The sequence below is a fragment of the Massilia sp. METH4 genome (assembly GCF_037094685.1).
In the GTDB taxonomy this organism is placed as follows: domain Bacteria; phylum Pseudomonadota; class Gammaproteobacteria; order Burkholderiales; family Burkholderiaceae_D; genus Rugamonas.
The window spans coordinates 878,203-897,426 of the sequence record NZ_CP146614.1 but is presented as its reverse complement, the minus strand read 5'-3'; the positions used below and the strand labels follow the sequence as shown (position 1 = coordinate 897,426).

Genomic DNA, 19,224 nt, shown 5'->3' with positions numbered 1-19,224 from the left:
CTGCGCGAGGTCTAATCGGACCTAAACGCCGCCGAAACGGTCTAAATCGGACGAAAACCGGCAGCTCAGCGTCTATTCTGATCGATATTACCCGGCATCTGTCATGAATCGGTCTAGACGAACGTTGCGAATGTTATTCCGATGGATCAGCTTAGACCTTACCGGTCTGGTCGGATCTCCCAGCACGGCAGCCATCAAGACGCACCCGGCAATCGGCAGCACGCCACCAATGCTCGTCGCCGGGAAATCGCAGCCAGACAAAGCGCCACGCGTTCCGCCCCCTCGCGTGGCGGTCAGCAAATTGGGACGGCGTCAGGATGGCGCCATCGTCCGACATGATACGGTCGCCGCAGACCCTGGCGAACTCGACCGTTTCGCCATGACAGGTGCGGCCACCGCGATGCCGCCGACCGTAAAGTGCGACGTGGATACGCTCACGACATTGTCGCCGCGCGCTGTGCAAGCGCAACTTGCCTGACTTCGCCGGCGATATGCTTTCCCGACATTACTTAGAGGAGGGAACATGTCTGACTTCTATCGCTACTTCAAGGAAAACATGGAAGGGCTTGGGCTGCCTGCGCCCGAATCCTTGTATGGAACGCTTCAAGCGGCAGTCGCCAATGCGGCAGTACTTCTCGGACAACTCGACAAGTTCGGCCGAAAGGTTACCGTTCGGGAGCTCATCGTGGCGGGCACGCGGTTGGAAAAGCTCGCGGTGATCGGTGCCCTGTCCGCGGCGTTTTATGTGGGCGCCGTCATTGGCAGTATCGCCGTCGCAACCGGGCGAGTACTGGGCAATGGAACCTCGCTGGCAGACGTATTGTTATTGGCCCAACAGAATCATCTGAACAGGCCATGGCTTCCCGCCACCCTCCAGCGCTGGCCGGGTACATATAAAGAGGCTCCCGGACGCCAGATGTATCGGCTGGCAGCGGCACGGTGATGAACGACCGCGTCCTGCTCGTCTTGAGCGCCCTCGCAAGCTCCCTGGCCGCCTGGGCCTTCTGGCACTACCTGGACCGTGATGCGATCGATGTGCTGGTCCTGGTGGCCTTGATAGGTGCTATCGCGGACAACCGGCGATTGCGTCGGGCCCTGCGGCAGTCAGCGGCGGGGGATGGCAAGCGTTAGCGGTTGGATGAAGCGACGGGATGGCGTTCACAAGAAACGCCATCCCAAATGGTTGGCGTTTAACGTTGACGTTCTCCTGGCCCGTTCACCCTAGCCAGCTCATTTCCACGTGAACCGGGTTCCATCTCCACTCTCGGTCAGCGGCCCCGGGCTATCCACCGCCACCTTCCCGTTCGCCGCATCCACCCGCACGAAGCGGTGATTGGCCAGCGCCATCAGCACCAGCTCCCCGGTCGGCGTCTCGATCCACTGGAAGCTCTGCGCCTCCCCAGGCGCGCCGTCGGCCAGCGACAAGGCACCATCGGCACCGACCGTCACATACTGTTTACCCGAGCGCAGCGCCACCCGACCCAGCTTCATGTCTTCAACAGCGAAGGCGGACGGCGCGCCCACCGACAAGCGACCGCCGGCAGCTAGCAAGCCAGTTTTCGCACCAAAAGAGGTCAGGCGGATCGTCTTCCCGACCGGGATCGGCCGCATCAGGCAGTGCGGGTAGGGCTGGTAGACATCGATGCTGTCGAAGTCCGCCACGCCGCCCTCGCTGCCTGCGGTGTTGTAATTGAAGAGGGCATAGCGCCCGCCCTGGAAGGTCACGAGCTGGAAGACCATCGTGAACTCGTCGCCGACCGGCACGAAGGTCTTGCCGTCGACCGAGTACGAGAAGCGCGCCTTTTCCGTCAGGAAGTCGGCATCGGCGCGCAGCCAGACACGAGGAGCCTTGAGAGGCACGCGCTTCGTCGCATTCTTCATCTGGTCGAACACGGCGACCGACAGGCCGCCGGCGGTTTTTTCGACGCCCAAGGTCGCATAGGGCAGGTTCAGCAGCGCCAGGCCGGCCACGTCGCCGTCTTTCAGTCCGCCGGCATCCAGCACGACGGTGGGGGAGGATAAAGGGCCGATGGCGCGCTGCGTGAGGCTGTTGCGAGCCTCCCAGAACGACTTGGCCGGCAGCGCGTGCAGGCGCAGGTAGCCCGGCCGCTCCGCCAGCGACCATTTATCGGCCACCGGCACGTGGTTCCACTGCCAGACGGGTTTAAGCGACGGCCCGGAAAAATCGTCGCTGCGTTCGAAGGGCACCTTGATCGCTTGCGCCTCGGCCGTCTTCGGCTTCACCCACGTGCGCGGATTGCGGCCCAGGTTGCCGGGCAGGCCGAAGTAGGGCCAGCCATCCTTCCACGTGACCGGTGACAGCGAGAGCAGGCGGCCCACCGAGTTGTAGTCCATCATCGAATAGCCCCACCATTCGCCGGCGTGCGTGAGCACGATGCCGCCCTGGTGGATCGCGGTGGAGTCGTGCCGCTTCGGATCGCCCGGCTTGACCTCGAAGGGCGGCGTGTTCTTCTTCAGCCGGTTGCCCTCGGCCATGCCGAAGCCCTCGTTGGTGCTGATCGACCAGTTCACTTCCCATGGGCCGAACGGGTGGTCGGCGCGCGCGGCCGGCATGCGGAAGCCGCCGGCATAGTTCGCGCTCAGGATGAAGTACTTGCCGTCGATCTTCAGCAGGTGGGCGCCTTCGCCCATGCCCTGGTCTTTCTTGAAAATGACCTTTTCCGTGCCCGGCACCAGGTCGGTGAGGTCGTCCGTCAGCTGGGCCATCTTCATTTCCTGGTGGTCCCACACCACGTAGACCTTGCCGTCGTCGTCGAACAGCACCGACAGGTCGTGCAGGCTGCGCTTCATCTCGCGGTGCGTCCATGGGCCCTTCGGGTCGGTCGCCGTGTAGATCTGCGTGCCGCGGCCGTTCACGTTGGAAAAGATATAGAAGGTACCGTCGTGGAAGCGGAAGCTGGGCGCCCAGATGCCCCGGCCGTAGATCCCCTTGCCGTCTTCCAGCCGATAGGCCGGGCCGAAGTCGAGCTTGGGCGAGGCGTAGCTGAGGAACTCCCAGTTCACCAGGTCCTTCGAGCGCAGCACCGGCAGGCCCGGCATCGCGTGCATCGTGGTGCCGGTCAGGTAGAAGTACTCGCCCACGCGGATCATGTCCGGGTCGGAGAATTCGTCGTAGAGCAGCGGGTTGGTGAAGGTGCCGTTGCCGTTGTCGGGTGTCCAGGTCTTCGTGGACAGGCCGTGGGCCGGGCGCGGTTCGTGCTGGGCCAGCGCGGCCGCGGAGAGCAGGGACAATGCGAGGGTGGAGGACAGCGCCAGCGCGGCGAACCGCAGGGAGAGGGGAGTCGTCATCGCAGCAAGGTCGGTTATGTTGGGGCACCCAACATAACCGCACCCGGCGCCGATATCCAATCAATTTTTACGGCTCATCCATATGCACTCCGGTATTGGTTGCCGGGCCTGGAAAGGCGACGCCTTCGCTGCGCCATGCGACGGGCGCGGGCAGCGTGAAGCCTTCCAGCAGGAGGCCGCCGAACGGGGCCAGCGTGCGCCGCACCGCGGCGTCGAATAGCCGCTTGCCGGTGGCCGAGTCGGCCGTGATCGCAGCCATGGCGGCCACCAGTTCGTCGGCCAGGCCGGGGTCGAGGGCGCGCAGGCGGCGCGCCAGGTGCTTGCCCTCGCCCGACCAGGCGCCGGCGGCACGCAGTGCGAAGTGCGCCAGCATGTCGTACAGCCTGACGGCCGTGGCCAATGTCTCATCCGGCGCGGTGCCATCGATCAGGTCTTCGAGCAATGTCGTGATCCCGTAGCGGCGGCCGGCCAGCATCGCTTCGGTGAGCGGCGGCGGACCGGCATCGATCAGTTGCCGCGCATGAGTTCGCAGCCATGCGGCGGCGTCGCCGTCGGCCATCACGCTCACGCCTTCCACCACCATGTCCGCCAGCGGCATGCGGCCGTTGGGGCGGTCGATCTCCCGGCAGAAGTAGTCGAAGGTGGCGGGGTCGTGGCCGAACAGCTCGACCGTTTGCGTGCCGATCTTCAGCGTGTCGCGCCATGCCTGGTCGACGCGATCGAACACGAGCAGCAGGTCGATGTCCGAGGTCGGCGTCGCCTCGCCGCGCGCGATCGAGCCGCCGATGATCGCGACCCTGGCGTCCGGCCAGCGCGGCAGCAGTTCGGTGGCGACGAGGTGGCGAGCAGCGTCGATATGCATGGCATGTCTTTCGATATGAGGAGCCGACAGTGTAGCCGCCGTCGCGCCAGGCGGGCCGTCAACGTCGAGCACGTTTCGCGATCGTGTGAGGTGGGGGCGCACACCTCATCATCTTTTTGGCGGAGTTCGCGCCATGCCGCGCGTGCGATGTCATCCATGTCGTGCGATGGCGACGGCGCGCGATTGCGCCGTGTGCATGCCGGCTCATGCATGTCGCGATGCCTGGCCGCTTCGCATAACGCCTTTAGGTAAAGGCCGTATGCGAAGCGGCATGGTCCGGGCGGCATCGCTTGGCGGCACTGCGCGATGGCGCGCGCAGTGCATCGCGCTTGCTGCTATGTGCGTTACCTCGCGTAGCCCAGTAAAAAAAGACTGCGAAAAGCATGCGTGCCGGTTGCACATTCCAAAGGTTTTCGTGTACTTTACGAGCTTGAAAACACGGTGATATGCAAGCGCTCTTTTTCGAGTGTGCGATCGCCGCGAGAAGTGAAGTACATAGCTAAGAACAACAGGACAAAAGTTCGCACAGATATGCACGATGACCACACGTGATCTGGTATGCCGCCTCGCCTGAACCTAGTCAGGCCGGGCGGTTTTTTCTTTGAGAGCCAGACGTCGATGTGGAGCAGATTCTAAGATCCGGAGCTGAGTAGACGCCCGGCCTGGGAGACACGAACAACAAGAATGTAAGACCGGCGCCGCACGCCACGCATGAAGCGGAAAGCAAAGTACGCAGCGTATGCGGGTGGTCCTGGTCGAATGGCTGAAGTGCTGCAGTCGTGAGGAGCTGCAGCAGTTCAGCCGGGTGCCGAATTCATTAGTGCAAACACCGAGATGCTTGTGCCGATGAATAATTCGCCCGATGTGCCGACGGGCATGCCGGACGGGTTTCAACAATGTGCGTATTTTCATCCCGGATGAAGGAGAAATAAAATGGCTACCGCCACCAAGAAGACCGATACGAAGAAGCCAGCCGCCACCAAGGCCGCTGCCGCTCCTGCCAAGAAGGCGACTGCGAAGTCGACCGAGAAGTCCGCCGCCGCCAAGCCGGCCGCGAAGAAGACCACCGCTGCCGCCAAGCCTGCTGCTGCGGCGAAGAAGACCACGGCCGCCGCCAAGCCGGCCGCCGCGAAGAAGACCACGGCTGCGAAGTCGACGGCAGCTGCCAAGCCGGCAGCGAAGAAGGGTACCGCCACCAAGTCCACGGCTGCGAAGTCGACGGCAACGAAGTCCACCGCGGCGAAGTCCACGGCAGCAAAGTCCACGGCAGCAAAGTCCACGGCAGCGAAGTCGACGGCAGCGAAGAAGTCGACCGCGGCGGCCAAACCGGCAGCGAAGAAGGCGACGACGGCAACCAAGTCGACGGCAGCGAAGAAGTCGACGGCAGCCGCCAAGCCGGCAGCGAAGAAGACCGCCACCAAGGCCGCTCCGGCAGCCAAGAAGGCCGCCACCACGACCGCCGCCAAGCCGGCAGCGAAGAAGGCCGCCGCCAAGCCTGCAGCCAAGGCCGCCGCCAAGCCGGCAGCGAAGAAGACCGCGACCAAGACCGCCGCCGCCAAGCCGGCAGCCAAGAAAGCCGCCGCCAAGCCTGCAGCCAAGGCCGCCGCCAAGCCGGCAGCGAAGAAAGCCGCCGCCAAGCCGGCAGCCAAGGCAGCAGCCAAGCCGGCAGCGAAACCCGCAGCCACCAAGGCCGCCGCCAAGCCCGCCGCGAAGAAAGCCGCCGCCAAGCCTGCAGCCAAGGCAGCCGCCAAGCCGGCAGCCAAGCCGGAAGCTGGCAAGGCAGCAGCCAAACCAGCGGCGAAGCCTGCAGCGAAGAAGGCAGCTTCCGCAAAAAAGCCTGAGGCCGCGCCGGCTCCCGCCACGGCAGCGACTACGGCCGACAAGCCAGCGGAACAACCTGTAGCGAAGAAAGCTGCGCCGAAGAAGACCGCGGCGAAGAAGGATTCCGCTGCGAAGCAGGAAACGCCGGCGGCAGCTCCGGCTGCGGCTCCGGCCGCCGCCGCGCCGGCAGCGAAGACCACGCTGGCACCGGCGGCCGCCTGGCCGTTCCCGACCAGCACCCGTCCTTCCTGATCGGTGATAGGGCGGAACCGGCAATGCCGGCTGCCGTCCCTGCGGCCGGTCCCGGCCGCCGCCACGGGCATGGTCCCCGGACCCGTGCTCCGTTTGGCGGCCTGATGGGCGCGAATACCGCTGTGTGAGACAATCGCACGGCGGTTTTTTTTATGGAGAATGCTCGTGCTTAGTATTGTGATGCTGATCGTCGATACCGTCGCCGTCCTGCTCGGCGGGGTGCTGCTGCTGCGGTTCTGGATGCAGGCGACACGCGTGCGCCCGCCTTCGTCGGTGGCGCAATTTACGTTTCAGTTGTCCGACTGGCTGGTGCGCCCCATGCGCCGCATCGTGCCCGGCGTGGGCGGCTACGACTGGGCCAGCCTGCTGGGCGCGTTCCTGATCGTATTGCTGGCCACCTCGGTGCGCTGGTTTGCCGGCTATCCGTTCGAAGTGATCCTGCTGATGGCGCTGCACCGCTTCCTGCAGTGGATCCTGTACGGCTTCATGATCCTGCTGGTGGTCGAGGCGATCTTCAGCTGGGTCAATCCGCACGCCCCGCTGGCGCCCTTCGTGCGCGCGCTGAACGAGCCGATCCTGCGGCCCGTGCGCCGCGTGGTGCCGCTGGTGGGCAATCTCGACCTGTCGCTGCTGGTGGCGCTGGTGTTGCTGCAGATCGCGCAGATCGTGCTGGATATGCTGTTCAGGTGAACGGCCGTCAGGAATGAAAAAAGGCGCCTCTGGCGCCTTTTTGTTTTTGGGGTGAAGCTTGGAAGTGGAGAGAGCGCCTGCGTACTGGGGTCTGTCCCCGGTAAGTGTCGGCATTAAAGTTCGCTGCTGACGCAACAAGGGGACTGACCCCGGTTTCGTTGGCGCCGTCGAAGCGCCGGCAAAAACCGGGGTCAGTCCCCTAGGGAAGCGCCCTTCCCTAGGAAACGTCAACAGCGAGCATTAGAGCTACCACTTACCGGGGACAGACCCCTGTACGCAGCCGCTATCCGTGACCTCGATGTCTCAGAACCGGTAACCGAACGCCTTCTCGAACCGGTCCGCGATCTCTTCCTGCGTGAAGTGGTGGTTCTGCGCTCCCTTGTGCGCGATCTTGATGGCGCCCAGCAGGCTGGCCAGCCGGCCCGTGGTTTCCCAACCCAGGTCGTGCGTCAGGCCGTACAGCAGGCCCGCACGGTAGGCGTCGCCGCAGCCGGTCGGGTCCAGCACCGCTTCGGCCTTCACGGCCGGGATGTCGATGCTGGTGCCCTTCGTGTAGATTTCCGAGCCTTTCTCGCCGCGGGTGACGATCAGCGCGTCGAGACGGTGGGCGATGTCGGCCAGGGACAGGCCGGTGCGGTCGACCAGCAGTTCGATCTCGTAGTCGTTGCAGGTCACGTAGGTGGCCTGGTCGATGAACTTGATCAGTTGCTCGGGCGTGAACATCGGCATCTGCTGGCCCGGGTCGAAGATGAACGGAATGCCCAGGCGCGCTAGGTCTTCGGCGTGCTTGAGCATGCCCAGGTGGCCGTCCGGCGAAATGATCGCCAGGCGGGCCGGGCCTGCCTCCTCGATGTCGTTCTCGTGAGCGAACGACATGGCGCCGGGGTGGAAGGCGTTGATCTGGTTGTTGTCCGAGTCGGCCGTGACGAAGCACTGCGCGTTGTAGGCATCCTTCTTGATCAGGATGTTCTGCGTGGAGATGCCGAGCTTTTGCAGGCGTTCCAGGTACGCCGCGCAATCCTGGCCCATCACGCCAACGATGCGCGGGTCGCCGCCGAGCAGCTTCAGGTTGTAGGCGATATTGCCGGAGCAACCACCGAATTCGGTGCGCATGGTCGGCACCAGGAACGATACGTTCACCTTGTGCAGCTGGTCGGCCAGCAGGGTGTCGCCGAAGCGGCCCTCGTATTGCATGATGATGTCGATGGCGAGCGAGCCACAGATCAGGGAAGTCTGGTTCATGAAAGTCTCAGGGATGGAAGATGGCGATGTGGTAGCCGGAGGCGCGCAGGCCGTCCAGCTCGAAGTACAGTTTCACGGCTTGCTCACTGCGTGGCCGGAAGCCGGCTGCCACGTCGGCCGGCTTCGCCAGGTAGTCGCGCGGCGCGAAGACGCGGCGCAGCACGGGCTTCTCGGCGGCATCGTTCAGCACCAGCTCGATGTGCGGCCAGGCCTGCACCGTGCGCGACTGGTTGCGCAGCACCGTGACGAAGCTGAACGTGTTCGGGGCGAGCGTCTGCAGCTCGCCCTGTTCGATCGCCAGCGCGTCGATCTGGCGCGGCAGCTCGACCGTGCAGCCGAGCGGGCCGCACAGCGCCTGCAGCGCCGGTTTCAGCGAGGGGTAGTCGGCCGCCAGCCGGTTGCGCAGCGAGTACACGCCCTGGCCCAGCAGCACGAAGGCCAGCAGCGGGATGCCGGCGATCATCGCCAGGCGCGACAGATTGCGGGTGCGCTCCCGGCGTTCGGCCTGGCGCACGAAACCGGGCGCCTCGTCGTCCTCGCCACGCTCCTCGGCCGGCGCGGCCGCGGCACCCGCGCCGGCGGCCAGCAGCGCGCTGTCCGGCGCCGCCGTCAGCAGATCGGCGGCGGCCGCGTCGTCGGCGGTGCGGTCGGCGGCTTCGTTGGCGGCGCGCCCGGTGTCCGGCTCCGGCGCTTCTAACCGTACCGGGACGATGGGTTCCGGCGCTTCATCGAAGTGATGAAGGTCGTCGAGCGCCGCGGCCACCAGGTGCTCGGAAGGCGTGTCGAGCGCGGGTTCGCGGCGGGAGGCATCGGCCTCCGATCCGCGCCGGCTCTCGGGTTCCGGGCTGGGTTCCGTCAGCGTCTCTGTCGCTTCTTCCGAGTCAGCGATGGATTCGGGGGGCGGACCCTGCGGGGTGGAGCCGGGGTTTCGCGGAGCACTGCTCCGCGCCGGCGGAACGGTGCCGGCATCCGGGCCAGCACTCCCTTCCGACCCCTTATCTACCGCCGCGGGCTCGTCGACGACGGCCGTCGCCTGTTCATCCAGATCCAGCTCGAGATCGAGCTTCGGCGCGGCAGGCGAGGACACGGGCACCGGCAGCGGCGCAACCACCACCGCCGCTCCAGGCTCTACCAGCGCCGCATTCCCATCGAAGATTTCATTGCAGGCGCCGCAGCGCACAATGCCCCCACGCAGCTTCAACTGGTCCAGGGCGACCCGGAACACGGTATGGCAGTGGGGGCATTTGGTGGCGAGCGCCATGCGTGAAAGAATTACCCTTGGCGTGAGGGAGGCGGCGCGAAGTTGCCATCCTCCGCGCCCTGGCGGCCGGCAAGGGCGACCCAGCCCTCGTGCTCGGCCCAGACGGACAGCTTGATGAACGGCGCATACGCGGCGGCCACTTCTTCGGCCTGGCGGGCCAGCACGCCGGACAGCACCAGCGCGCCGCCGTCGGCCACGCGGCCCGACAGCATCGGCGCCATCAGCTTCAGCGGCGACGACAGGATGTTGGCCACCACGATGTCGAATTTCGCATTGGCGTAAGCCGACTGCGCGAAGTCCTCGGGAACGAAGTATTCGATATCCTCGACACCGTTACGCACGGCATTGTCGCGCGCCGAGTCGATGGCCTGCGGGTCGATGTCCACGCCGGCAACCGGCGCGGCGCCCAGCTTGCGGGCCACCATGGCCAGGATGCCGGAACCGCAGCCATAGTCGAGCACCGTCTTGCCCGGCGCCGGATGGGCTTCCAGCCATTCCATGCACAGGCGGGTGGTCGGGTGGCTGCCGGTGCCGAAGGCCAGGCCAGGGTCCAGTTCCAAGATCAGCGCTCCAGGGTCCGGCGCCTCGTGCCAGCTCGGCACGACCCAGATGTTCTTGCCGATGTGGATCGGCTCGAATTGCGATTGCGTGAGGCGTACCCAATCCTCATCGGCCACCTTGCGGGTGGTGAAGGCGGGCAGCGTCTTCAGGCCCACGGCCTGCGCGGCTGCCGCCACGATGAAGGAATGATCGGCATCGTCGTCGGCCAGGGCTACGACGCGGCTGTGTTCCCACGCCGCTTCCTTCGGCTCCATGCCGGGCTCGCCGAACAGCGGCTGCTCCGCGTCGGTGCCTTCGTCCGCATCCTCGACGGAAACGGACAGGGCGCCCGCTTCCATCAGCGCGTCGGACAAGCCTTCCGCGTAATCGCGGGCGACTTCGATGACGATTTCAGTCCAGCTCATGAACCCGCCTTGGGCATTGCCGCCAGTTTCTGTTCCAGATAGTGGATATTCGTGCCGCCCTCGATGAAGCGGGCATCGACCATCAGCTCGCGGTGCAGCGGGATATTGGTCTGGATGCCTTCGACCACCATTTCCGACAGCGCGATCTGCATGCGGCGGATCGCCTGCTCGCGGGTCGCGCCGTAGGTGATCACCTTGCCGATCATCGAATCGTAGTGCGGTGGCACATAGTAACCCGCATACGAGTGCGAGTCGACGCGCACGCCAGGGCCGCCCGGCACGTGCCACGCCGTGATGCGGCCCGGGGATGGGGTGAACTTGAACGGATCCTCGGCATTGATGCGGCACTCGACCGCGTGGCCGGACAGCATCACGTCGCGCTGGCGGAAGCGCAGGCGCTCGCCGCAGGCGATGCGGATCTGTTCCTGCACGATATCGATGCCGGTGATCATTTCCGTCACCGGGTGTTCGACCTGCACGCGGGTGTTCATCTCGATGAAGTAGAACTCACCGTTTTCATACAGGAATTCGAACGTGCCGGCGCCGCGGTAGCCGATCTTGCGGCACGCTTCGGCGCAGCGGTCGCCGATCTTCTCGATCAGCTTGCGGGGAATGCCCGGTGCCGGCGCTTCCTCGATCACTTTCTGGTGGCGGCGCTGCATCGAGCAGTCGCGCTCGCCCAGCCACACGGCGTTCTTGTGCTCGTCGGCCAGGATCTGGATTTCCACGTGGCGCGGATTCTCCAGGTACTTCTCCATATAGACTTCCGGATTGCCGAAGGCCGCGCCCGCTTCACTCTTCGTCATGGTGACGGCGTTCAGCAGGGCCGCCTCGGTATGCACCACGCGCATGCCGCGGCCGCCACCGCCGCCGGCCGCCTTGATGATGACCGGGTAGCCGACCTTGCGGGCGATCTGCACGATGGCCTTCGGATCGTCCGGCAGGGCGCCGTCCGAACCGGGCACACAAGGCACGCCGGCCTTGATCATGGCCTGCTTGGCCGACACCTTGTCGCCCATCATGCGGATCGAGTCGGAGCGGGGGCCGATGAACACGAAGCCGGATTTCTCCACGCGTTCGCAGAAGTCGGCGTTCTCGGACAGGAACCCGTAGCCCGGGTGGATCGCCTCGGCATCGGTCACTTCGGCCGCGCTGATGATCGCCGGCATGTTCAGGTAGGAGAGGCTCGACGAGGCCGGGCCGATGCAGACGGATTCATCGGCCAGTTTGACGTATTTCGCGTCCTTGTCCGCTTCGGAGTGCACGACGACCGTCTTGATGCCCATCTCGCGGCAGGCGCGCTGGATACGCAGCGCGATTTCACCACGGTTGGCAATGAGAATTTTTTCAAACATGGCTAGTTCTATGTTTGCGAACACCCGGACGCGCCGGGTGTTCTTGTAGAAGAGGGGAGCTTACGTGGCGGCGGGCCGCCGGGCCGGCGCTGGGCCGGCTGCATCGGACTTTCGCCGATGGTCGATCAGCCAATGACGAACAGCGGCTGGCCGAATTCGACCGGCTGGCCGTTCTCGACCAGGATCTGGGTGATCGTGCCGGCTTTGTCGGTGTCGATCTCGTTCAGCAGCTTCATCGCTTCGATGATGCACAGCGTGTCGCCTTCCTTCACGGTGGCGCCCACTTCGACGAACGGCGGATTACCCGGCGCGGACGAGCGGTAGAACGTGCCGACCATTGGCGATTTCACGATATGGCCGGTCGGCTCGGCGGCGGCCGGCACTGCCGGCGCGGCGGCAGCGGCGGCCGGCGCAGGGGCAGCGGCCGGAACATACTGGGTCGGAGCGCCTTGCGGCGGCATCATCACGACCTGGTTCTGCGGCATGGCGGACGACTTGACGATGCGTACCTTGCTCTCGCCCTCGGTCACTTCGAGTTCTGCAATATCCGATTCGGCAACCAAGTCAATCAACGTCTTGAGCTTGCGTAGATCCATCTGAGACTCCCGTCTAATCTTGTTTTGTGAATGTTGGCGCGGCTGCCATGATAAGCGAAAACGCAGTAAATAGCGCGCAGATCGCGTACATTAACTGCTTTTTAAAGCAAAGTCGATCGCGAACCGGTATCCATCGGTACCGAGCCCGCAAATCGTTCCCTTGGCAATCGCGCTGAGAAATGAGTGGTGGCGAAAGCTTTCGCGCTGATAAATATTCGAGATGTGCACTTCGACGAAGGGGATCGCCACACCGGCCAGCGCGTCGCGCAACGCCACGCTGGTATGGGTATAACCGCCTGGGTTGATGACGATGAAGTCCACGCCTTCGTCGCGGGCTGCATGGATGCGGTCGATCAGCGCACCTTCATGATTGCTCTGGAACGTGGCCAGTTGCGCGCCGGCCTGCGTGGCCTGGTCCCGCGCCGCCTGTTCCACCTGTGCCAATGTCGTGGCCCCATAGACGCCGGGCTCCCGGGTGCCCAACAAGTTCAGATTGGGGCCGTTCAGCAGCAGCAGGTGTTTTGCCATGTTCTGACCTTTGTCCAGCGAAAGTTCCGCATTTTGCCGTCTAGCGCGACTATTTGGCAAGAAAAAAGAACTTTCCAAACAGTTAACTCAGTCGTTACCCGGAGCGCGCTGCCGGGCCTGCGCGCTTCCCTACAGGGCCGCGAGGTCCTGGTGCAGCTGGTCGAACTTCAACAGGCCCAGATAGGTCTTCTTCACTTGCCCGTCGGCGCCGATCAGCACCGTGAACGGCAGGCCACCCTGGGTATTGCCGAACTGGCGCGCCAGTTCCGTGCCGCCCACGCCGTCCACGTAGATCGGATAGGCGATCTGGAATTTTTGCGTGAATTGGGCGATGTTCGACGGCGAGTCGATACCGATGCCGATCACCTGCAAGTCCTTGTACTTGCCGCTCCGTTGCAGCGCGGAGAGTTCCGGCATCTCCTTCACGCAGGGGGCGCACCAGGTGGCCCAGAAGTTCACCAGCAGCGGCTTGCCCTTCCATTGCGCCAGCGCTTGCTGGGTGCCCTGGGCGTCCGGCATCGACCGGGCCAGGAAGGCATTGACCACGGCGCTGGCGGCCGCGGCGCCTTCGGGCGGCACGGTGGCAGTGATGGGCGGGGCGGGTTCTTTCTTGTTGACGCCGACCCAGGCGCCGATCGCGCCAAATAAAAGGGCGATGACGCCGCAGGCCAGCAGGTGGGATTTCTTCATTCGGTTCCGTGTTCAGTATCAATGAGGGCGCGCAGCTCGGCGATGTCGGCGCGCGCCGGGCGTTCTCCCGCCTTTTGCTTCTTTGCTCCGCGCAGGTCGTGCTGCTCGTACAGTTCCACGTGCACGCCTTCGCCATGCCACATGAAGCTTACCGTCTCGACCGGATCGTGGCGCGGGCCCTTGAAGTGCTCGCTCTCCGAGATCTCGATATCGACGTTCTTATTCAGCAGGAAGATCTGCACTTCCTTGGCGCTGTCCGCGAACAGTTGCAGGTGGATGTCGTCGTGCTCGCCGGCGCTGCCGCTCAGGACCGCCCCCGTCACGAAAGGCTGGAACTGCTCCAGCCGCTCCATCACCTCCAGTGCGACGGTGCGCAGCTTGTGCAGCCGGGCCGGTTGCGTATCGGCGTTGAAGAGCGCGTGATACTGGCGCACTTCCTCTTCGATCTGCGCATCGTCCGGCAGCGCATCGCGCATGGCGTTTGCCTGCGCATCGCCGAGGATGCGGCGGGCCGCCTTGCGCTTGGCGGTGGCGTAATCGGCCCCATCCTGCGCAACCATCCGGGCCGCCGCGGCGGCGATCTCGGCGCGCAGCTGCGCTACCTGGTCGTTGGCGTCGTTCATGCCGGAATGATACTCTGAACCGGCCAAAGCCAGCGCGTCGGGTAAAATCGCGTCCTTGACCACGCAGCACCACGGAGCAGATTCGACCATGCACATTCACATCCTCGGCATTTGCGGCACCTTCATGGGCGGCCTCGCAGTGCTCGCCAAGGAAGCCGGCCACAAGGTGACCGGCTGCGACGCCAATGTCTACCCGCCGATGAGCACCCAGCTCGAAGCCCAGGGGATCGAGCTGATCCAGGGCTTCGACGCCGAGCAGGTGAAGTTGAACCCCGATCTCTACGTGATCGGCAACGTGGTCTCCCGGGGCAATCCGCTGGTCGAGGAAATCCTGAACCGCAGCCTGCCGTACGTGTCCGGCCCGCAGTGGATCGGCGACCATATCCTGCGCAATAGATGGGTGCTGGCGGTGGCCGGCACGCATGGCAAGACCACCACGTCGTCGATGCTGGCGTGGATCCTGGAAGACGCCGGCTATGCGCCGGGCTTCCTGATCGGCGGCGTGCCGATGAACTTCGGCATTTCGGCGCGGCTGTCCGCTCCCGGCAAGGAGTCGGAATTCTTCGTGATCGAGGCGGATGAATACGATACCGCCTTCTTCGACAAGCGCAGCAAGTTCGTGCATTACCACGCCAAGACGGCGATCCTGAACAACCTCGAATACGACCATGCCGACATCTTCCCCGATATCGGTGCCATCGAGACCCAGTTCCACCACCTGGTGCGCACGGTGCCCGGCATCGGCCGCGTGATCGTCAATGGCGACGAGGAATCCCTGCAGCGCGTGATCCGCCGCGGTTGCTGGAGCGAGAAGGAAACCTTCGGCAACGACGCGCACGCCAACTGGACGCTGAAGGAACACCCGGACGGCAGCTTCGATGTGCTCTTCAACGGCAAGTTCGAAGCGCTGATCAACTGGAAGCTCACGGGGCGCCACAACCGCTACAACGCGCTGGCCGCGATCGCCGCCGCGCGCAACGTGGGCGTGCCGATCGCCCAGGCGGCCAAGGCGCTGGAATCGTTCGAGAGCGTGAAGCGCCGCATGGAAGTGCGCGGCGTGGTGAGCGGCGTGACCGTGTACGACGACTTTGCCCACCACCCGACGGCCATCGCCACCACGGTGGGCGGCCTGCGCCAGAAGCTGGGACATGACACGCGCATCCTCGCCGTCCTGGAACCGCGTTCGAACACGATGAAGCTGGGCGCGATGAAGGATGCGCTGCCCGGCAGCCTGAAGGATGCCGACTTCGTGTTCGGCTTCGGCAGCGAGAAGGCGCTGGGCTGGAGCCTGGCCGCCACGCTGGCGCCGATGGGCTCGAAGGCTTCGGCCTACGAGGATATCGATCTGATGGTGAAGGCCATCGTCGGCCAGGCGCGGCCGGGCGACCATGTGGTGGTGATGAGCAATGGCGGCTTCGGCGGCGTGCATGGCAAGCTGCTCGAAGCCTTGCAGGCCCTGAAGGTCTGAGCATGATTCTGTATCTGCACGGCTTCCGCTCGTCGCCGCTGTCGATGAAGGGGCGGCTGCTGGGCGAGCGGATGGCGCAGCTGGGCCGCGCCGCGCACTATGTGGCGCCGCAGCTGCCGCCGTCGCCGAAGCTGGCGATGGAACAGGCGATGGCTCTGGTGGCCGGCGTACCGGCGGACGAACTCGCGATCATCGGCTCCTCGCTGGGCGGCTATTACGCTACCTGGATGGCCGAGCAGCTGGGCTGCCGCGGCGCGCTCCTGAATCCCGCCGTCACGCCCTTGCGGGACCTGGAAAAATACGTGGGCATGACGACGATGTTCCACAGCGGCGAGCCGTTCGAGTTCAAGCGCGAATACATCGCCGAGCTGGGCGAGCTGGCCGTGCCGGCCATTACGCGCCCGGAACGCTATTACCTGCTGGCCGCCACCGGCGACGAGGTGCTGGACTGGCGCGACATGGTCGCCCACTACCCGGGCGCTCGCCAGCACGTGATCGACGGTTCCGACCACGGTATCGCCGAATTCGCCGACTACGTGGATGAAGTGCTGGCCTTTTGCGGGGTCCGATGAGGGAACGCTCGCTGCGCCGGGCCAACTGGTACCGGCATGTGCTGGCGGTGAACGCGCCGCCCGCGCTGGCGCGCTGGCTGGCCTCCGGCGGTTCGCTCACGGCCCGCTTGAGCGCCCATGCCGGCGCGTTTCGCGTGCAGGTGCTGCACCAGCATGCGGCGCCGTGCCTGGCCGACGAGGCGGCGGCGCTGGGGCTGCACACGATGGGAAAGCGGCCCGGCCGGTGCTGGGAACGGGAAGTGCTGCTGCGGTGTGATAATACGCCCGTGGTGTTCGCGCACACGGTGGTGCCGATGAGCGCCGACGCTTCCGACTGGCCGCTGTTTTCCGCGCTGGGCGAGCGCTCGCTGGGCACCACGCTGTTCGGCGACCCGATGGTGGCGCGCGGCGAGCTGGAATACGCGCGGCTGCGCGGCAGCCACCCGCTGGCGCGCCGGGCGCGCGCCGCGCTGGCGGCGCAGGGGTGCGCCATCCCCGAAGAACGATTGCTGTATGCACGGCGCTGCCTGTACCGGCGGCGCCAGGGCACGCTGCTGGTGACCGAGGTGTTCTTGCCCCAGGTCGCGGCGCTGGTGCCGAAAACCTCCAACACGAGATGAACATGAATGTCTTTTTTGAAGAATCCGGCGATTTCAAGGTCGGACAAGTGCTGTCCACCGCCGGCGAGGCTTACCAGGTGGAGATGGCCAGCGGCAAGCGCAGCAAGGTGAAGACCAAGGATGTGCTGCTGCAGTTCGAGAAGCCCGCGCCCGAGGAGCTGATGGAAGAGGCGCGCGCGGTGGCGGCCGAGGTCGACCTGGATTTCCTGTGGGAGGTGGCCGGCGAGGAAGAATTCGGTTTCGCCGAACTGGGCGCCGAATACTTCGGCCATGCGCCGCTGCCCGCCGAGGCGGCGGGCCTGATCCTGGCGCTGCACACGGCGCCCGTGTATTTCTACAAGAAGGGGCGCGGCCGTTATAAAGCCGCGCCGGAGCAGGCGCTGAAGGCGGCGCTGGCCGGCATCGAGAAGAAGAAGCAGCAGGCGATCGTCCAGCAGCAGTACGTGGACGAGCTGAAGGCCAATCGCTTGCCCCCTTCCATGGCGGGCATCGTGCAGCAATTGCTGTTCAAGCCGGACAAGAACACCATCGAATACAAGGCGCTCGAAGCGGCCTGCAATGAACTGCACACCACGCCGGCACGGCTGATGCTGGCCGTGGGCGGCATCGGCTCGGCCAAGGACCTGCACATGGCCAGGTTCCTGTTCGAGTCGTTCCCGCGCGGGCACGGCTTCCCGGAAGTGGCGGTGCCCCCGCCGCCGGCCAACCTGCCGCTGGCCAATGTGGAGGCATTCTCGATCGACGATGTGACGACGACCGAGATCGACGATGCGATTTCCATCGTCCACCTGGACGACGGCAAGGTGCGCATCGGCATCCACATCGCCGCGCCAGGCCTGGGCATCCGGCCGGACGACGCGATCGACAAGATCGCGCGCGCGCGCCTGTCCACTGTCTACATGCCGGGCGACAAGATCACCATGCTGCCGGATTCGGTGGTCGATGCGTACACGCTCGCCGAAGGCAAGACCTGTCCGGCACTGTCCCTGTATGCCACCTTGAACAAGGCCGACTGGAGCGTGATCTCGACCGAGACGCGCGCCGAGATGGTGCCGATCGCGAACAACCTGCGCCACAACGACCTGGACGACGTGGTGAATGAAGAAACCCTCGCGAGCGGCGAGGGCGACTACCCCCGCAAGGCCGAGCTGACCCTGCTGTGGGGCTGGGCGCAGCACCTGGAAGCGGGCCGCATGGCCAAGCGCGAGGCGTTCGGCCTGAAGCCGGAACAGAACAACCGCGTGGACTTCAACTTCTACGTGGAAGACGACGTGGTGACGATCACGCGCCGCAAGCGCGGCGCGCCGCTGGACAAGATCGTGGCCGAGCTGATGATCTTCGCCAACAGCACCTGGGGCAAGCTGATGCACGACCATGGCGTGCCCGGCATCTACCGCAGCCAGGGCCGCGGCGTGGGCGGCTGGAACGCCAAGATGCAGGTGCGCATGCTCACGCACGCCGCGCCGCATGAAGGCCTGGGCGTGGACCAGTATGCATGGAGCACGTCGCCGCTGCGCCGCTATACCGACCTGGTGAACCAGTGGCAGATCCTTGCCGTGGCCGAGAAGGGCGTGATGGCGCCGCTGGTCGCGCCGTTCAAGCACAAGGATGCCAACCTGTTCGCGATCGTCTCGGCGTTCGACGCCGCGTACGCGGCCTATGCCGACTTCCAGGCGAACATGGAGCGCTACTGGTGCCTGCGCTGGCTGGGCCAGGAAAACAAGCAGCAGGTCGATGCCGTGGTGCTGAAGGATGAAGTACTGCGCCTGACCGAGATCCCGCTGGTGATCCGCCTGCCGGGCATGCCGTCCGCCCCGCGCGGCGCCGCCGTCAAGCTCGACGTGCTGCGCTGGGACGAAGTCGACCTGTCGATCGAGACGCGCCTGCTCGAAATCGAGGCCGCCGCCCCGGCCGCCGTCGACTTCGAGGAAGAAGAGGAGCTGACGGGCGAGACCGTGCCGGAACTGGTGCCGGATCCCGACCAGCCGGCCGACGAGAAGGCGGAAGTGGCCGAAGCGGCCGATGAAGTTGACGCTGCCGCGGCGCCGCCAGCCGTCAGCTGACCCGCCACGCTCGATACGCTTGGTGTCGCACACCTTTTCCGCAGGAAAAGGTGTGCGACACCGTACATGGACGCCCCCGGTATGCCAAGCTTTCTTTTCGTGATGGTTTGTAGGTAAAGATTGCACCCGTACATTCGGACTTTGATGTGGCTGATGCCACTGTCCCTGATGGGATTTGCTGGTCGACGCCCCCTCGGTTTAACGCACTCAAGGTGCTTGGTGTCGCGCGGGCTAAGCCGACCACGGTCTTACCTGGTTTGCCATCACTTCTTGATCGCTTGTGCAATCGGTGGAATGTACTGCTCCGCTTCCAAAAAACTGTCCGCTA

18 protein-coding genes are annotated in these 19,224 nt (G+C 65.0%); 8 read left to right on the top strand and 10 right to left on the bottom strand.

All coding sequences use genetic code 11. From position 1 onward, the window contains the following. Positions 1–523: 523 nt before the first annotated feature. Together V6Z91_RS03990 and V6Z91_RS03985 are read left to right on the top strand one after the other, a co-directional pair. Positions 524–943, top strand: a complete 420-nt coding sequence (locus tag V6Z91_RS03990; protein WP_338766946.1) for a hypothetical protein — start codon at positions 524–526, stop codon at positions 941–943. Beyond that, positions 943–1,131, top strand: a complete 189-nt coding sequence (locus V6Z91_RS03985) for a hypothetical protein (RefSeq protein WP_338766944.1) — start codon at positions 943–945, stop codon at positions 1,129–1,131. The genes V6Z91_RS03990 and V6Z91_RS03985 overlap by 1 nt, the downstream gene beginning before the upstream one ends. A 99-nt stretch (positions 1,132–1,230) precedes the next feature. Here the strand turns inward: V6Z91_RS03985 and V6Z91_RS03980 are convergent, their stop codons facing one another. After that, positions 1,231–3,309, bottom strand: a complete 2,079-nt coding sequence (locus tag V6Z91_RS03980) for a glycoside hydrolase 43 family protein (protein ID WP_338766941.1) — start codon at positions 3,307–3,309, stop codon at positions 1,231–1,233. 67 nt (positions 3,310–3,376) lie between these two features. Further along, positions 3,377–4,171 carry a nucleotidyltransferase domain-containing protein gene (locus V6Z91_RS03975; protein ID WP_338766939.1) on the bottom strand — a complete coding sequence of 265 codons (795 nt, stop codon included), beginning with the start codon at positions 4,169–4,171 and terminating at the stop codon, positions 3,377–3,379. A gap of 933 nt (positions 4,172–5,104) precedes the next feature. Here V6Z91_RS03975 and V6Z91_RS03970 point away from each other — a divergent pair. Then, positions 5,105–6,244 (top strand): hypothetical protein, encoded by a 1,140-nt coding sequence (locus V6Z91_RS03970; RefSeq protein WP_338766937.1) that lies wholly within the window; start codon positions 5,105–5,107, stop codon positions 6,242–6,244. Between the two features lie 159 nt (positions 6,245–6,403). Further along, a complete protein-coding gene (locus tag V6Z91_RS03965) occupies positions 6,404–6,934 on the top strand; it encodes a YggT family protein (RefSeq protein ID WP_338766935.1) in 531 nt (176 codons plus the stop codon). Positions 6,935–7,237: 303 nt separating this feature from the next. Here the strand turns inward: V6Z91_RS03965 and V6Z91_RS03960 are convergent, their stop codons facing one another. The 8 genes from V6Z91_RS03960 to V6Z91_RS03925 form a co-directional block, all read right to left on the bottom strand. Then, entirely contained in the window at positions 7,238–8,176 is a 939-nt protein-coding gene (locus tag V6Z91_RS03960; protein ID WP_338766933.1) for a carbohydrate kinase family protein, read from the bottom strand. A 7-nt stretch (positions 8,177–8,183) separates the two neighbouring features. Next, positions 8,184–9,401 carry a DUF3426 domain-containing protein gene (locus tag V6Z91_RS03955; RefSeq protein WP_338766931.1) on the bottom strand — a complete coding sequence of 406 codons (1,218 nt, stop codon included), beginning with the start codon at positions 9,399–9,401 and terminating at the stop codon, positions 8,184–8,186. 47 nt (positions 9,402–9,448) lie between these two features. After that, positions 9,449–10,402, bottom strand: coding sequence for a 50S ribosomal protein L11 methyltransferase (gene prmA, locus V6Z91_RS03950; RefSeq protein WP_338766928.1), 954 nt, complete (start codon positions 10,400–10,402; stop codon positions 9,449–9,451). Beyond that, positions 10,399–11,757: an acetyl-CoA carboxylase biotin carboxylase subunit gene (gene accC / locus V6Z91_RS03945; protein ID WP_338766925.1), complete on the bottom strand. Its 1,359-nt coding sequence runs from the start codon at positions 11,755–11,757 to the stop codon at positions 10,399–10,401. The genes prmA and accC overlap by 4 nt, the downstream gene beginning before the upstream one ends. A 125-nt stretch (positions 11,758–11,882) precedes the next feature. Next, on the bottom strand, positions 11,883–12,353 hold the full coding sequence (gene accB / locus V6Z91_RS03940; protein WP_338766922.1) for an acetyl-CoA carboxylase biotin carboxyl carrier protein: 471 nt from the start codon (positions 12,351–12,353) through the stop codon (positions 11,883–11,885). Between the two features lie 90 nt (positions 12,354–12,443). Continuing rightward, on the bottom strand, positions 12,444–12,881 hold the full coding sequence (gene aroQ, locus V6Z91_RS03935; RefSeq protein WP_338766919.1) for a type II 3-dehydroquinate dehydratase: 438 nt from the start codon (positions 12,879–12,881) through the stop codon (positions 12,444–12,446). A gap of 129 nt (positions 12,882–13,010) precedes the next feature. After that, entirely contained in the window at positions 13,011–13,571 is a 561-nt protein-coding gene (locus tag V6Z91_RS03930) for a TlpA disulfide reductase family protein (RefSeq protein ID WP_338766917.1), read from the bottom strand. Continuing rightward, on the bottom strand, positions 13,568–14,194 hold the full coding sequence (locus V6Z91_RS03925; protein ID WP_338766915.1) for a hypothetical protein: 627 nt from the start codon (positions 14,192–14,194) through the stop codon (positions 13,568–13,570). Before V6Z91_RS03925 ends, V6Z91_RS03930 begins: the two co-directional genes overlap by 4 nt. A gap of 88 nt (positions 14,195–14,282) precedes the next feature. Here V6Z91_RS03925 and mpl point away from each other — a divergent pair, with 88 nt between their 5' ends. Genes mpl through V6Z91_RS03905 form a run of 4 tightly spaced genes read left to right on the top strand, consistent with a single transcriptional unit; the run spans position 14,283 to position 18,896 of the window. Beyond that, complete coding sequence (mpl, locus tag V6Z91_RS03920) at positions 14,283–15,662, top strand: UDP-N-acetylmuramate:L-alanyl-gamma-D-glutamyl-meso-diaminopimelate ligase (RefSeq protein ID WP_338766913.1); 1,380 nt, start codon at positions 14,283–14,285, stop codon at positions 15,660–15,662. Positions 15,663–15,664: 2 nt separating this feature from the next. Beyond that, positions 15,665–16,234 carry a YqiA/YcfP family alpha/beta fold hydrolase gene (locus tag V6Z91_RS03915; RefSeq protein WP_338766911.1) on the top strand — a complete coding sequence of 190 codons (570 nt, stop codon included), beginning with the start codon at positions 15,665–15,667 and terminating at the stop codon, positions 16,232–16,234. After that, a complete protein-coding gene (locus tag V6Z91_RS03910; protein WP_338766908.1) occupies positions 16,231–16,833 on the top strand; it encodes a chorismate lyase in 603 nt (200 codons plus the stop codon). The genes V6Z91_RS03915 and V6Z91_RS03910 overlap by 4 nt, the downstream gene beginning before the upstream one ends. A gap of 2 nt (positions 16,834–16,835) precedes the next feature. Next, entirely contained in the window at positions 16,836–18,896 is a 2,061-nt protein-coding gene (locus V6Z91_RS03905) for an RNB domain-containing ribonuclease (RefSeq protein WP_338766905.1), read from the top strand. Positions 18,897–19,224 lie beyond the last annotated feature (328 nt).